Here is a 14,282-nt window from a genome sequence, read left to right as displayed (position 1 = left end):
CCAGGGCTTGCGGCTCGGAAAGCAGGAACGTGCAGGTGCCCGTGCGGTATTCGGCTAAGCGGCGTCGATGGGTCGTCACCCGTTCGAAGCGACTGTGGCCGAGCCGAGCGGTGCCTGTTCGATGACGACGTCGCAGGCATGTCCGGCGAGGTCGTCGAAGAACCGGTCTGCGTCGAGGATCGCCTCGGGCGGATGCACCCCCGGACGTGTCGCCACACCGTCGACCAGCTGAGAAAGCCCGAGCGCCAATGGAATTCCGGTGGCTTCCGCCATGTCGTCGATCAACGCGGCGCCCACATGGGCCACAATCGACAGCGGCACACCGTCTTTGCTGCCGGTGGCGACCGCGAAGAACGGCGGCAGATTCCCCGGTGCGGCGAAGCGCCAGGACCGTGCCATCGAGCGCAGGCCACGCCACAGGGTGGGCGCGGCCAGTTCGGCGGCCGCTGTTTCGTTGGTGAGCGCGCCCTTGTCGATATCGGTACGCAGCACGTCCAGGAAGGCTGCGGTGCCCGGCGTGACGACCATCAGATTCGCCACGCGTCCGGCCGGTTGCAGAGTCCAGTGCAGAGTGACCGGTTCGGGATGGCCGACGGTGTACGCCGTGCCGCTCCGCCCACCGGGCAGCGTCAACGGCACCGGCCGCAACGGCGGTTCCTGCACCAGCTGTCCCGCGCGGACCACCGTGATTGCCCCGCTGATCTGCTGCATCCAGTGCACGGCCGCCGCGCTCGGTAACCCGTTCGGGCCCGTGAGCTCGAGGCCGTCCGAAGTGCCTGCGCCGGGCACATCCACCGGCCAGGCGGTGTAGATGTCCTCGACCCGGTCGAGTTCGCGAGCGGCACGGGCCGCCAGCAGATTGCTCACTCCGGGACTCGCGCCGATCCCGACAATCGCGCAGACGCCTGCGGCGCGCGCGTCGCCGTCGTATTCGAGCATCTGCATCGTGGGTTCCCAGTCGTCGCAGATGTCGAGGTAGTGCGTCCCGGTATCGATCGCCGCCCGCAGCACCGTCAGGCCGAAACGGTAATACGGGCCAACGGTATTGAGCACGACATCGACTTCGCCGAGTGCGCCGTAGAGCGCTGCGCGATCGGTCACGTCGACTCGGCAGGCCCGCAGTTCAGCACCCGAGCCGGACAACCTGTCGACGACCTTTCGAGCCGCGACCACATCGCGGTCGGCCACGATGATCTCCCGCACGCCGGGTAGGCCTGCCGCAGTGCGCACCGCCACCGACCCCATCGCGCCCGCGCCGCCCAATGCCAGAACCCGCATGCCATCCTCCTTCGACTACGCAATATCGTTCATTGCGTCTACGATCGACGGTAACATGAACGATACGGAGACAAGGTTGCTGCGCGAGACGACGATCGGGCCGGTGCGGCGGCTCATCCTGATCGAGGCCGCAGGCGGCGTTGCCTTCGCATGGGTCGCGTTGCCGCTCAGCGGGCCCGACGTCGAGCTCCCGGACTGGATTCAGCTGCTCGGCTTGGGATTGCTGATCACGATGTGGTTCTTGACACTGCACACCTGGCGTGGCGTGGTGGGCCCGCGAGCATGGACAGGCGCAACTCCACTGCGGCAACAGATTCGCTGCGAGCGACGCCTGCGCAGAGGTGCGGTGATCTACCCGGCGTTGCTGGTACTGCTCACGCCGGTGCCGCCGACGTGGACCCGATTCTGGTTCGCGACCACCGTGCTGACCGCCGTGGTGTCGGCCCTCGCACTGACAATCTCGGTTGCGACGAAATACCTTGGGAAGCAGCGTGTTCCGCGATACCGCTGATGACATCCACGTCGGCCACCAGGGTGCGCCGGCTCTGCGCTTGATCGCCCTTGTCGACCGGCATTCACGAACCAGCTTGCCGCTCCGTAGTTTCGGCAGCCCCGGTGATATTGCGAACCATCCCCCCGAACACGATCTGATGGAACGGAGAGATCGCCTTCCAATACGCATGCCCGGACAACCCGCGCGGTTCGAAGATCGCGCGCTGCCGATACATCGTCCCGCCACCGGCATCCGGCTCCGCCGACAGCTCCAGCCACGCATCGCCCGGCACCCGCATCTCGGCGCGCAGCCGGAGCAGCCGCGGTCGTTCGATGTGCTCGACGCGCCACCAGTCCAGCGCTTCCCCCGCCCGCAACCGGTGCGGATCGCGTCGCCCGCGCCGCAGCCCGGCACCACCCGCGACCCGGTCGATCCACCCGCGCACCGACCAGGCCAGCGGGAATGAATACCACCCGTGCTCACCGCCGATGGATTCGATGACCTGCCAGACGGTGGCCGGGTCAGCGTCGGTGTGGCGTTCGCGCACATCCTGATACAGGCTGCCGCCGGACCAGTCCGGATCGCTGGGCAGCGGGTCCGACGGCGCGCCGGGGGTGGCGGCGTCGGACCAGCGGGTCGGCACATCGAAGTCGCGGATCCGGGCGAGTGCGAGTTCCACCGCGCGCTCGAAACCGGTCAGGCCGTCCGGCGGGTCCGGGATGTGGTCGGCGATGTCGTGGTCGCCGCAGACGACCTCGTGCACCAGTGACTCGATCAACGGCACGGCGATCGCGCGCGGCACCGGAGTGACCAGGTTGACCCACTGCGCCGACAGCCAGGGTGTCAGCACCGGCACCGGCACCACCGCGCGACGCGGCAGCTTGGCGATCACCGCGTACCTGCGCAGCATGTCGAGGTAGGTCAGGACGTCGGGTCCGCCGATGTCGAAGGAGCGGTTCACCTCCGGGCCGAGGGAGCCGGCGTGGGTCAGGTAGTAGAGCACGTCGCGGATCGCGATCGGCTGGATGCGGTTGTGCACCCAGCGCGGCGTGATCATCGCGGGCAGCCGTTCGGACAGATACCGCAGCATTTCGAAGCTCGCCGACCCGGACCCGATGATCACCGCGGCCCGGAACTCGACGGTGGGCACGCCCGAGCCGAGCAGGATTTCACCGACCTCGGCCCGCGAGGACAGATGCGGTGACAGCTGCTCGCCCTGCGGAATGATGCCGCCGAGGTACACGATCCTGGACAGCCCGGCCGTGGCGGCCGCGCTCGCCACGATGCGCGCCGCCCGCCGATCGATGTCGACGAAGTCGCGCTGGATCAGCGAATGCACCAGGTAGTACAGAATCTCCTGGTTCTCCAGGGCGGCGGAGACCGACGCCGCATCGGTGACATCACCGGTGACGATCTCCACGTCGTCGCGCCACGGGACCTCGTCGAGTTTGCCGGGTGTGCGCACCATCAGCCGCACCGAATGACCCGCCGCCAAGAGTTCCGGGACCAGTCGTCCGCCGATGTAGCCGGTCGCGCCGAACACAACACATCTCATGGACAGCCTCCGAGTCGCGGTGCGAGGGGTGGTCCGAGGCACGCCGGGTGCCGCACATCATGTCTACCGGACGGGGGTGACAGTCCAGGCGCGTCAGTCGGTGGGAGCTGCGGTTTCCTGCAATACGCGCCAGCTGTAGCGGGGCGGGTTGCCCTCAGTGGTCAGCACCACGGTCGACCAGCGGTCGGCGTGCTTTCCGTCGCGATGATGGCGCTCCATGAAGCGCACCACTGTCACGTTTCCTTCGTTGAGCAGCACCTCCGCCTCGGAGATCTCGATATCGAGCCCAGGTGCGGAATTGCGGGCGCGGCGCAGCCCCGACAGCAGTTCGGAGCTACTCAGCCGGGTGCCGTCCATGGTCACCATGGAGAACGTGGCGTGCTGGGTCGCGGCGAAACGCTCCAGGACATCGGGCTCGGCGTCGGTCCCCAGCCAGGTGGACAGCAGCGCGTGTACGGTCTCGACCTCGGCGATCGGATCCAGCGAATCGGAAGCGGACATGTGCGCAGACTACTCGAGAAGCCCGGCCGATCAGTCCAGCGACGCGGCTCGCACCTGTTGTCCGAGTTGACCCGGCCGACGCAAGTGCGCCGTTGTCCGGTGACCTCGGTCGAGTGCGGCTCTTCACGATGTGCCCCGCATGGATAGAGGACATTTGAAAGAGTTTGGGGCGCAGGGATAGCCGATCTTGTCCGGTAGTCGACCGGCGGCAATGCGGCTACCATGCGCTAATGCGATGGGGGCGGTTGGGCGACCGACTGCACCGCCAGGCGTTACTGCTTGCGGTGCTGGCGGCGGTGGTCTGCGGCCTCGTTATCGCGGTGCTCACCTGGTGGCTGCTCTGGCTGGCGATGGGCGCGGAGGCCGAGACGCCGAATCAGTTGGAGCTGACCAAGATCGCGTTGGCGGTGGTGGCCGGAGTCGGTGGCGCCGTCGCGCTCGTGGTGGCCTATCGGCGGCAGCGCGACCTCGAACGCGGACGCTTCGCCGACCTGTTCGGCGCCGCCTCGCGGCAACTCGGCGATGCCGACGTGGCAGTGCGGATCGCCGGGGTCTACGCGATGGCCGGGGTCGCCGACGAGTTCCGTTCGCCGAGCAGGCGTCAGCAGTGTGTCGACGTGCTCTGCGGTTACCTCCGTCTGCCCTACGATCCGGTGGCCGGTGCGAATCATCTTGTGTCGCAGGCGGAAACGGTGGACGAGTCGGGTCTGAAGGTGGAGCGGGTCTACCAGTTCCGGCAGAACGACCGGGAGGTGCGTCGCACCATCGTGCAGGTGATCGCCGCGCATCTGCAGCGCTCGGCCGAGATCTCCTGGTCGGACTGCGAGTTCACCTTCACCAACGCGGTCATCGAACGCGGCGACTTCCGGTACGCGGTCTTCCGCGGACGCAACATCTCGTTCGCCCGCGCGGTCTTCATCGGCCGCACCACGTTCGAGCACGCGTTCTTCGCCGGTCCGCACGTCACCTTCCGCGACGCGGTGTTCGAAGGCGGTCCCGTGCTGTTCGAGCACGCGCGGTTCGGCCCGGCCCGGCCCGAGAAGGTCGAAAGAGCTGGTTACGGCACTACGTTCGACGGCGCGATGTTCGATGGTTCGGTGTCTTTCGAGAACGCCGTCTTCACCGGCCCGCGCACGACGTTCAACGGCATCCGCTGCACCGGCGCTCGAACCTCGTTCCAGGACACGAAGTTCCACGCCGACCTGACCTCGTTCGAACGCGCCACCCTGGACGGGCAGCACCTGGCCTTTACCGGCGCGGATATCACCAGTCCGCGAATCACGTTCGCAGGCGCCCAGTTCGAGGCGAACGCCGTCGCCTTCGATGACACCCGCATCGGCACTCCGGCCCGCATGCGCAACCGGGGTACCCGCGAAACGGACTTCAGCGGAGCCGAATTCCACGGCACCACCACGTTCGCGGGCACTACGTTCGCCGGCCGCTCCGTCGATTTCACCGAGGGCGACTTCTTCGGTGACATCTCCTTCGTCGACGCCCGCTTCGCCGCCACCGAAGTCACCTTCGACCGTCCGAAGGCCTGGGTCGGCACGCACTTCGACTGGGACGACATCCCGACCCGCAAACCGGCCAATATCAAACCCAACCCGTGGCCGCCGGAGCAGCCCGGCGAGTGACGGTTGCGCGTAGGGATCCTCATCCGCGCACTTGATCAAGAAGTAGGGCCGGCGTCCGGTTGGACGCCGCCCCTAGATCTCTCAGCTGGGCCAGCCGCCGTACGGGACGGTGATCAACTCCATGAAGTGGCCGTTGGGATCCAGGAAGTAGACGCCGCGGCCGCCGTCATTGTGGTTGATCTCGTTGACGCCCTGCTGACGCGGGTCGGCCCAGTGGTCCAGTTTGTAGCGCTGGATCTTGGCGTAGGCCGCGTCGAATTCGGGCTCAGAGATCAGGAATGCGTAATGCTGGGGCTGAATTTCGGTGACATGCGGTGGCACATTCGCGAAATCGAAAGTGACCGAATTATCCAGCGGGAGCGGAATGAACGGGCCCCATTCGGCCCCGAGTTCCGCGCCCAGAATGTCTGCCCAGAATTCAGCGGTCACTCGACTATCGTGGCAACCGACAATGGTGTGATTGAACTGTACTGACAGTGGAATTTTCTCCTTGTGCGGTGACGGTCCCGACCCCGGGCTCGGTACAAGGCGGCCAACGGGAGCACCGTCACGGTCGAAGACGCTAGCAAACATCCCATGGATGTCGCCAGTATCCAGTGACAGAGGCCATGTTTCGGGTCAGCGCGGCAGACGCAGCGCGACGCGATAGCCACGGTCGGCGGTCGGACCGGACTCGAAACCGCCACCGAGAAGTTCGGCCCGCTCGGCCAGGCCGACCAATCCGTGCCGGGAGCTGGGCAGGGACACCGCAGGCCGGGTCGGCTCGGTATTGCTGACCGTGACGCCGAAGTGGTCACCGTCGTGCCAGAGTTCCACGGTGGCGGTCGCGCCCGGTGCGTGTTTGCGGACGTTGGTGAGCGCCTCCTGCACCGTGCGATAGACGGTGCGCTGGCCCGGTGCGCTGAGCTCGTCGGGCAGGTCGCCGCGCAGGTCGACCCGAATACCGCTGGCGTCGAGTAACTTTCGCAGATCGGCGAGCGTCGGCTGGGGGGTGAGCTCGGTGCTCTGGCCGCCGGCGGCGCGCAGCAGGGTGACCATGTGGCGCAATTCGTCCAGTGTGTCGACGCTGAGTCTGCGGATGGTGCGCGCCGCCTCGGCCGCGTCGGCGTCGGTGGCCGCGACCTGGAGTGCGCCCGCGCGCACGGCGATCAAACTGACCTGATGGGCGACCACGTCGTGCATTTCGCGGCCGATCTGCGCGCGTTCCCGGGCCAGCACGGCTTGGGCGTGCAGTCGCCGTTCGTGGTCACGCGCCTCCTCGATCTCGACCAACCGGGCGGACAGATCGCGGCGGGTCCGCACGAGTTGGCCGAGCAGCACGGGGGCACCCGCCCAGGCCAGCGCGTAAGCGAAGGCGGTGACGATGTCCCGCTGGGCGACGGGCTCACCGGGCGGCCACGGCGCGGACACGGCAATCGAGGTGGCGAGCACGGACCCGAGCAGCAGCGCGCGGTTGGTCGTGCGTTCGGCCAGCGAGTACAGCGCGATAGCGGGTGCGGCGAGAATGGCGAGCAGCAAGCTCGCGGGCAGTGTCAACGCGAAGGCGAGCAGGGGAAGGCGGCGGCGCAGCAGCAAGGCCGCGCAGGCGATAGCGGCCGCGACCAGCTCGACGCGCGAGGTGACTTCGCCGTCGGCGAGGACGTCGGCCACCGCCACCGCGACCAGCGCGAGATCGATCAGCCATGGCGGACGCCGGTTCACGACAGCAATCCCGCTCGTTGCGCGAGCAACGCCGCCTGCACGCGACTGCTCACCCGCAACTTGGTGAAGATCGCGCTGACGTGATCCTTGATCGTGCCGACGCTCAGGTGGATCCGCTGACCGATCTCGGCATTCGACAGCCCCTCGGCGATCAGCACGAGCACCGCTCGTTCCCGGTCGGTGAGCCGTTCGACGCGCGCCGCGTCCGCGTCGATATCGGCGGCGGTGGCGGGTTCGGCGTTGCGCAACAACGCGGCCGAGACCTTGGGGGACAGCACGACGCCGCCTGCGGCGAGGGTGCGGGTCAGCTGCGCCAGTTGCTCGGGTTCGGTGTCTTTGAGGACGAAACCCGCTGCGCCGGAACGTAATGCGGACAGAATGTAGTCGTCGGTATCGAAGGTTGTCAGCATCGCGACCGCCGGCGGATTCGACATGGCACGCAACTGACGCAGCACCGTCAGCCCGTCGACGTCGGGCATCCGGATATCGAGCAGCACGACATCCGGACGCGCCGCCGTGACCGCCGCCACCGCCGCCGACCCGGTCGCCGTCGCCACCACCTCGATGTCGGCGGCCGCATTCAGGATCAGCTCGAAACCGGACCGCACCAGCGCCTCGTCATCCACGACCACCACCCGAATCACCCGCCACACCTCCTCCGTCACCGCCTGCCCGTGAGCCTAGATCCGGGTGCTCGGCACACCCGACCGGGAGGGGTTCGGGTGGCCGATCGGCGGGGGCGGTCCAGCCGGTCGGCGGGTGGCAAGTCACCGACCAGGGGAGCTGGTCCGGACGCTCGCCGGATACCGCACGGGCGCGCTGCCGCCGACGCTGAAGCGATGGGGCACAACGTGTTTGCGGCAGAGTCTGCTGTGTGGGTTGGTCGGTCCGCAGGGGTGGGCGATGCTGCACGGGCCGGCGAGGTGGTGCGGGTTGGTGGCGCAGTGCGGGTTGGTGATCCCGCGGGGGCTTGTGAAGCCGTGCAGGTTCGGCACGCTGCGTGGGCTGGTGCTGCTGCGCGGCGTTCGTGGCGCAGCGTGGGTCGATGACGCAGGTGCGGGCCGGCGACACCAAGGCTGTCGATACCGTGCGGGCTGACGGCGCGGTGGGGACCGAAGGCGCAGTGTGGCTCGGCGACGCCGCGCGGGCGGACGAGGCAGCGCAGGCCGGCGTTACCGCGCGGGCAGGCGACGCATTGCGGGTCGGCGATACCCCGCCGGTCGAAGGGGCGGTGGGCGCAGGGGGAGTCGGGGGCACGGTGCTGGTGAATGACCACGTCCGGGCCGGCGTGCGGCTCGTGGGGGTGGACCTCGCGCGGGGGTTGGCGGTGCTCGGGATGTATGCCGCGCATGTGGGTCCGGAGCCGGGGCAGGGTGGTGTGCTCGGGTTCGCCATGGAGGTGACGCACGGGCGGTCTTCGGCGTTGTTCGCGTTCTTGGCGGGGTTCTCGATTCTGCTGATCACCGGGCGCCGGGTGCCGAAGACGGGGCGAGCGGGCCGGCAGGCGCGGGTGAAGATACTGATCCGGGCGGTGATTCTGCTGGTGCTCGGTACCGCGCTGACCGCTTCGGGGACCAAGGTCGAGGTGATCCTGGCCTACTACGGGCTGTACTTCCTGTTGGCGCTGCCGCTGGCCCGGTTGCGCGCGGGCACGCTGGCGGTGCTGGCGGCGGTGAGCGCGCTGGTGCTGCCACAAATTGTGGCAGTGGTGATGGCCACGGACTCCGGGTGGACCGCTGCTGTCACCCGGTCCGATCCGCTCGCCTGGTTGAGCGGGCGCGGTGATCCGGGCAGCAGCAATGACGGGGTGGTCGGGTTGTTGCTGACCGGCGGCTACCCGGCGCTCAGTTGGCTGCCGTTCGTCATCGCCGGCATGGCTGTCGCTCGACTCGACTTGGCCGACAAGGTGATTCGCGTTCGGCTCGCGGCCACCGGTCTCGGTTTGGCGACGCTCGGCTACGGCGGTTCCGCGGTGGCGCTGCATTTCGCGTCCGATACGCCGGCGCCAGGAATCATGCACGCGCCCTGGTGGTCCGACATGGCCGAGGACCCGGCAGGCTGGCGTTATCAGTTGAGCGCCATGCCGCACAGCGAAACCACCCTGTCGATCGCCGGCAACACCGGCGTCGCGCTCACGGTGCTCATCGCCTGCCTGGCCGCGTGTGACGGGTCCCGGCGGTTCCTGCGGATGGTCACGCCCTTGATCGCGGTCGGCAGCATGTCGTTGACCGCCTATGTATTCCACGTCGCCGCGATCGCCGCGCTCGGCTTCGAGGAGCTACCCGCCGGTTCGCTGCCGGTGTTGCTCGGATTGAGTGCGATCATCATGATGTTCGCGTACTGCTGGTCCCGCTTCTTCCACCGCGGACCCTTGGAATGGTTGCTCTACCGAGCCACCAGGGTCGCCGAGCGGGTGCGATAACTCGACCCCTGTCGACGCCGTCCGCGTGGACGCTGCGCAGGCGATTGCCCGCTGATTCGGGCAGCGGCGGCCAGATCGCGCGCGAGGGTGGGCTTCGGATCGGAACTCTGTGCCTGGGACAGCGCGGACGGTAGCGTCGGCGGAATGAAGATTCGTGGGGCGATCCTGGAGCGGATCGCGGCGCCCGTGCCGTTCGCCGAGTCGGCGCCGATCAGTGTGGGTGAGTTGGAGCTCGGCGAGCCGGCGGCCGGGGAGCTGCTGGTGCGCATCGAGGCGGCCGGGCTGTGCCATTCGGACCTGTCGGTGGTCGACGGTAACCGAGTGCGGCCGGTGCCGATGCTGCTCGGCCACGAGGCGGCGGGGCGGGTCGAGGCGATCGGTCCGGGCGGCAGCGATCTCGCGATCGGGCAGCGCGTGGTGATGACCTTCCTGCCGCGCTGCGGCGAATGCGCGGGCTGCGCGACCGACGGCCGGACGCCGTGCGTACCCGGCAGTGTCGCCAACAACGCCGGCGAACTGCTCGGCGGCGGACGGCGGCTGAGCCGCGACGGTGCCGAGGTGCACCATCATCTCGGGGTGTCCGCCTTCGCGACGCACGCGGTGGTGGACCGCAGGTCGGTCGTGCCGGTGGACGACGACGTGCCGCCCGAGGTGGCGGCCGTGCTCGGCTGTGCGGTGCTGACCGGCGGTGGCGCACTGCTGAATTCGGCGAAACCGGGGCCGGGGGACCGGATCATGGTGGTCGGGCTCGGCGGGGTCGGCATGGCGGCCGTGCTGGTCGCGGTGTCGTTGGCGGCCGACGGTCACGAGGTCATCGCGGTGGACACTGTTCCGGAAAAGCTGGCCCTGGCAAAGGAATTGGGTGCCACTGCGGCATACACGCCGGCCGAGGTGGCCGAGTCGGGTGTGCAAGCGGAGATCGTGGTGGAGGCCGCGGGCAACATCCGGGCCTTCGAAACCGCTGTCGCCGCAACGGCTCCCGGTGGTACCACGGTGACCGTGGGTCTGCCCGCCCCGGACGCGCGCGCCAGCATTTCACCGCTGGGCCTTGTCGCGCAGGGGCGTTCGATTGTCGGCAGTTATCTGGGCTCGGCCGTCACCGCACGGGACATTCCGGCCTATGTCCGGATGTGGCGCGAAGGTCGATTGCCCGTCGAACGTCTGGTGTCCGCGCACATCGGCCTCGACGAAATCAACCACGCCATGGACGAACTCGCCGCGGGTCATGCCCTGCGACAGGTCATCGTTTTCGACTGACGAGAGCGCCGTTCCGGGGTGCTGTAAAAGACACCCCCACCAGGTCTGGCGCCACAGCGACCCGATAGGTACGCTGAACTGACCAGAATAGTCAAAGTGGTCGAAACGGGTGATCAGATGGCACGAAAGCGGTCGGAGCGACCAGATGTCGCATGGCCTCTCGCCGACGCGAAGGCCAGGTTGTCCGAGTTGATCGACACGGTGGAACGGGAGGGACCGCAGGTGATCAGCAAGCATGGACGTGAAGTCGCCGTTGTCGTACCGATCGACGAATGGCGGCGCCGGAACGCGCGCCAGGGCAGTCTTGCCGAGTTCTTCGCCGACTCGCCACTACGCGACCCGGAGCTGGTCGTGACCCGGGACAGGACGGATCCGCAGCACCGCGATGTGATCCTGTGAGGGCCATCGAGGACGAGCCCATGGGCTACCTGCTGGACACGAACGCCGTCTCGGAATGGATCAAGCCCCGGCCGGATCCGGGCCTGATCGAATGGCTGCACGACGCCGACGAGGAACGAATGTTCCTCAGCGTCATCACGATCGGGGAGATCCGCCGAGGCGTCGACCGGATGTCGAACGGGCGGCGCAAGGCGCGCTTGACCACCTGGCTGTCCGACCAGGTCACCGACCGATTCGACGCGCGACTACTGCCGATCGACCTCGGTGTCGCGCAGGCCTGGGGCCGCATCCGTGCCAGAGCCGAAGGGGTCGGGCATCGGGTCGACGCCGTGGACGCGCTCATCGCGGCGACCGCGGAAGCCCACGGACTCGCCGTCGTCACGCGCAACGAGAAGGACTTCCGCGGCACGGGCGTGCAGGTGCTGTGTCCGTGGCGGGAATAGCTAGGGCCTGTCGCAAAGTCCCATCCGGCGCCTCCGGTGGCTGGATCGCCGCCTGGCCGCGTTGTCGTCGTCGCCGATACAAACCCGGTATCGGCAACTCCTCCGCCTTGCCAGGCGACGATCCAGCCACCGGATGCATCCGGCCGGACTTTGCGACAGGCCCTAGGTGCGGCTGAGGAATTCGGTCACCGTGGCGACGTAGTCCGCGGTTCGACTGATCAGCAGGGAATGGCCACCCTCCGTAAAGGTGCGGAATTCACAGCCGGGGTGCAGGTCGCGTAAGCGTCCGGTGTGGGTGCTGGTGATCAGCGGATCGTCGTCCGCTCGGAAGATCAAGGTGGGCCCGGACCAAGCGGGACCGCGCATGAGCTCGTCCACACCCTCGGCGAGTTCGAGCAACAGCCGATAGGAATTGGCGGCACCCGCACTACCCGCCGCATCGGTGGCCGTCACCACCTGCTCGATCCAGAACTCGGCCTCCTCGGAGTCCGCCCAGGTGCTGCGCAACGCGGTGCGAATCGCCGCCTGCGTCTCGGGCCACGGCGTCGCCACGGTGGTGTCGACCCGCATGCGCAGCCGGTCCACATCCTCCGGCCCGTACAACCCGGTACTCGACAAGGTAAGTGACCGGACCCGATCCGGCGCTCGACGCGATAGGAGTTCTGCGAACATGCCACCCGCCGACTGCCCGACCACATGCGCCCGATCGACCCCCTCCGCGTCGAGCACCGCGACTACACCGTCGACCAGCTCGGCAACGGACCCGACACCCGACGGATAGTCGGGAGCGATGGTCCGGAACCGCGGAATCAGCGCGCTCGCCACATCGAGCCAGCTGATACCGATGCCAGCCCCGCCGCTGAGCAGCAGCACCGGATCGCCCGTGCCGCCGGTGTAGTACCGCCAATCATGCTGCCCGACACCAAGCTTCTTGCTGTCGTGCGTCCGTAGAAAGTCCGCTGCCCGCTGATGAATCGAAGTCACGCCCGCGACGGTAGGGCAGAGGTACACCCCTTCGCAAACATGCGCATATAGCAATGTGAATCACAGAGGTCAGCGGACCGCCGCCCCGGCACGGTCGATAGGCTGACACCGACGAAAGCGGAAAGAGGAGGTGCGGTGACCACACGGGTCGGAGTGCTCGGAGCGCGCGGCAAAGTCGGACAGGCGATCTGTGCGGCCGTGGAAGCGGCGGCCGATCTGGAACTGGTCGCCGCCGTCGACAAGGACGATTCGCTCGACGCGTTCACCGCGGCGAACACACAGGTGGTCGTCGACTTCACGCACCCGGACGTGGTGATGGCGAACCTGAAGTTCCTGGTGCAGCACGGCATCCACGCGGTAGTCGGCACCACGGGCTTCGACGCCGCCCGCCTCGACGAGGTGCGCGGCTGGCTGGCCGGCCGCCCCGACACCGGCGTGCTGATCGCACCGAACTTCGCGATCGGCGCGGTGCTGTCCATGCGCTTCGCCGAACAAGCCGCCCGGTTCTTCGAATCGGTCGAGGTCATCGAGCTGCACCATCCGAACAAAGCCGACGCGCCGTCCGGCACCGCTTACCGCACCGCGGGCCTGATCGCCGCCGCCCGCGAGCAGGCAGGCGTCGGCCGCAGCCCCGACGCCACCAGCACCGAGCTGGACGGCGCCCGCGGCGCCGACGTCGAGGGCGTCCGGGTGCACTCGGTGCGCCTGGCCGGCCTCGTCGCCCACCAGGAGGTGCTGTTCGGCACGCAAGGCGAGACGCTCACCATCCGGCACGACTCCATCGACCGGTCGTCGTTCGCCCCCGGCGTCCTGCTCGGCGTCCGCGAGATCGCCAACCGCCCCGGCCTGACCGTCGGCCTCGACCCCTTCCTCGACCTGTGAACGAGAACGCGGGCCAGGTGCACGCGTGAACGCCGCGGACTCCGCCGCCGACGGCGGACAGAACAGAGAAGTCGTCAAGGTTGTCGCGCTGCTCGCGGCGCTCGTCCTGGTGCTCGGCTTCTACTTCCTGCTGCTCGGCCGAATCTCGTTCAGCCTCATCGGCTCCGGTGACATCGCCGCGATCCTCATCGGCATCGGCGTGCTCATCCTGCCGTTCGTCGGCGTCTGGGTGGTCGTGGCCACCGTGCGCGCCGCCCTGGCCCACCAGCATCTGGCCCGTCGCATCCATGCGGAGGGCCGCGAACTGGACACCAGCGACCTGCCCCGCCGCCCGTCCGGCCGGATCGAACGCGACGCTGCCGACGCGCTGTTCGCCCAGGTCAAAACCGAATGGGAAGCCGACCCCGACAATTGGCGCGTCTCCTATCGCCTGGCCCGCGCCTACGACTACGCAGGTGACCGCACCCGAGCCCGCGCCACCATGCGCCGCGCCGTCGCGCTGGAAAAACTCGAACGCGACCAAGCGCAGTAGACCCGCACCGCTCCCCAGTTCCAGTGCGCACGACCGCTCGCGCTTCGCGAAATTCCACCGGCGAGACGGTGTGTTCGGCTCATTAGCGGATGCTGGGCCCAGCGGATCCGGTGGAATTCGACGCAACCCGCGCGGCATACCGCTCACCGAATTGTCCGGGTCAAGACCGGTGAACAGGTGAAATTTCTCTCACCCGAGCAT

Annotated in this window: 15 protein-coding genes; 8 read left to right on the top strand and 7 right to left on the bottom strand. The window is 68.1% G+C overall.

The annotated features are described in order from the left end of the window. Positions 1-75: 75 nt before the first annotated feature. Positions 76-1,278 (bottom strand): saccharopine dehydrogenase family protein, encoded by a 1,203-nt coding sequence (locus DBO33_RS31345; RefSeq protein WP_107658268.1) that lies wholly within the window; start codon positions 1,276-1,278, stop codon positions 76-78. Positions 1,279-1,333: 55 nt separating this feature from the next. Between DBO33_RS31345 and DBO33_RS31340 the strand changes: the two genes are divergently transcribed. Further along, positions 1,334-1,789: a hypothetical protein gene (locus DBO33_RS31340; RefSeq protein ID WP_159080627.1), complete on the top strand. Its 456-nt coding sequence runs from the start codon at positions 1,334-1,336 to the stop codon at positions 1,787-1,789. 64 nt (positions 1,790-1,853) lie between these two features. On the opposite strand, the gene DBO33_RS31335 is transcribed toward DBO33_RS31340, so the two are convergent. Both DBO33_RS31335 and DBO33_RS31330 read right to left on the bottom strand, forming a co-directional pair. Next, positions 1,854-3,326 (bottom strand): SDR family oxidoreductase, encoded by a 1,473-nt coding sequence (locus tag DBO33_RS31335; protein WP_107658266.1) that lies wholly within the window; start codon positions 3,324-3,326, stop codon positions 1,854-1,856. Positions 3,327-3,419: 93 nt separating this feature from the next. Beyond that, positions 3,420-3,827, bottom strand: a complete 408-nt coding sequence (locus DBO33_RS31330) for a hypothetical protein (protein ID WP_107658265.1) — start codon at positions 3,825-3,827, stop codon at positions 3,420-3,422. A gap of 230 nt (positions 3,828-4,057) precedes the next feature. Between DBO33_RS31330 and DBO33_RS31325 the strand changes: the two genes are divergently transcribed. Further along, on the top strand, positions 4,058-5,461 hold the full coding sequence (locus tag DBO33_RS31325) for a pentapeptide repeat-containing protein (protein ID WP_234391138.1): 1,404 nt from the start codon (positions 4,058-4,060) through the stop codon (positions 5,459-5,461). Between the two features lie 81 nt (positions 5,462-5,542). On the opposite strand, the gene DBO33_RS31320 is transcribed toward DBO33_RS31325, so the two are convergent. The 3 genes from DBO33_RS31320 to DBO33_RS31310 form a co-directional block, all read right to left on the bottom strand. Beyond that, a complete protein-coding gene (locus tag DBO33_RS31320; RefSeq protein WP_107660748.1) occupies positions 5,543-5,938 on the bottom strand; it encodes a VOC family protein in 396 nt (131 codons plus the stop codon). A 141-nt stretch (positions 5,939-6,079) separates the two neighbouring features. Then, complete coding sequence (locus tag DBO33_RS31315; RefSeq protein WP_107658264.1) at positions 6,080-7,162, bottom strand: sensor histidine kinase; 1,083 nt, start codon at positions 7,160-7,162, stop codon at positions 6,080-6,082. Then, positions 7,159-7,827, bottom strand: a complete 669-nt coding sequence (locus DBO33_RS31310) for a response regulator (protein ID WP_107658263.1) — start codon at positions 7,825-7,827, stop codon at positions 7,159-7,161. The genes DBO33_RS31315 and DBO33_RS31310 overlap by 4 nt, the downstream gene beginning before the upstream one ends. Before the next feature lie 380 nt (positions 7,828-8,207). Here DBO33_RS31310 and DBO33_RS31305 point away from each other — a divergent pair, with 380 nt between their 5' ends. From DBO33_RS31305 to DBO33_RS31290, 4 genes are all read left to right on the top strand, one after another. Next, entirely contained in the window at positions 8,208-9,584 is a 1,377-nt protein-coding gene (locus DBO33_RS31305; protein ID WP_107658262.1) for a DUF418 domain-containing protein, read from the top strand. A gap of 144 nt (positions 9,585-9,728) precedes the next feature. After that, the gene (locus tag DBO33_RS31300; protein ID WP_107660747.1) at positions 9,729-10,841 is read left to right on the top strand and encodes an alcohol dehydrogenase catalytic domain-containing protein; all 1,113 of its coding nucleotides are present in this window, start codon (positions 9,729-9,731) and stop codon (positions 10,839-10,841) included. A 117-nt stretch (positions 10,842-10,958) separates the two neighbouring features. Then, a complete protein-coding gene (locus DBO33_RS31295; RefSeq protein WP_107658261.1) occupies positions 10,959-11,240 on the top strand; it encodes a type II toxin-antitoxin system Phd/YefM family antitoxin in 282 nt (93 codons plus the stop codon). Next, entirely contained in the window at positions 11,237-11,683 is a 447-nt protein-coding gene (locus DBO33_RS31290; protein WP_234391137.1) for a type II toxin-antitoxin system VapC family toxin, read from the top strand. Before DBO33_RS31295 ends, DBO33_RS31290 begins: the two co-directional genes overlap by 4 nt. A 162-nt stretch (positions 11,684-11,845) precedes the next feature. On the opposite strand, the gene DBO33_RS31285 is transcribed toward DBO33_RS31290, so the two are convergent. Then, positions 11,846-12,667, bottom strand: coding sequence for an alpha/beta fold hydrolase (locus DBO33_RS31285; protein ID WP_159080626.1), 822 nt, complete (start codon positions 12,665-12,667; stop codon positions 11,846-11,848). A gap of 135 nt (positions 12,668-12,802) precedes the next feature. Here DBO33_RS31285 and dapB point away from each other — a divergent pair, with 135 nt between their 5' ends. Then, the gene (gene dapB / locus DBO33_RS31280; RefSeq protein ID WP_107658258.1) at positions 12,803-13,549 is read left to right on the top strand and encodes a 4-hydroxy-tetrahydrodipicolinate reductase; all 747 of its coding nucleotides are present in this window, start codon (positions 12,803-12,805) and stop codon (positions 13,547-13,549) included. A 25-nt stretch (positions 13,550-13,574) separates the two neighbouring features. Then, positions 13,575-14,081, top strand: a complete 507-nt coding sequence (locus tag DBO33_RS31275) for a hypothetical protein (protein ID WP_107658257.1) — start codon at positions 13,575-13,577, stop codon at positions 14,079-14,081. The last annotated feature ends 201 nt before the right edge of the window (positions 14,082-14,282 follow it).

The sequence above is a fragment of the Nocardia suismassiliense genome (assembly GCF_900269665.1).
GTDB classification, from domain to species: Bacteria; Actinomycetota; Actinomycetes; order Mycobacteriales; family Mycobacteriaceae; genus Nocardia; species Nocardia suismassiliense.
Note: the sequence above shows the minus strand (reverse complement) of the source record. Positions and strands in the feature narration are given on the sequence as shown.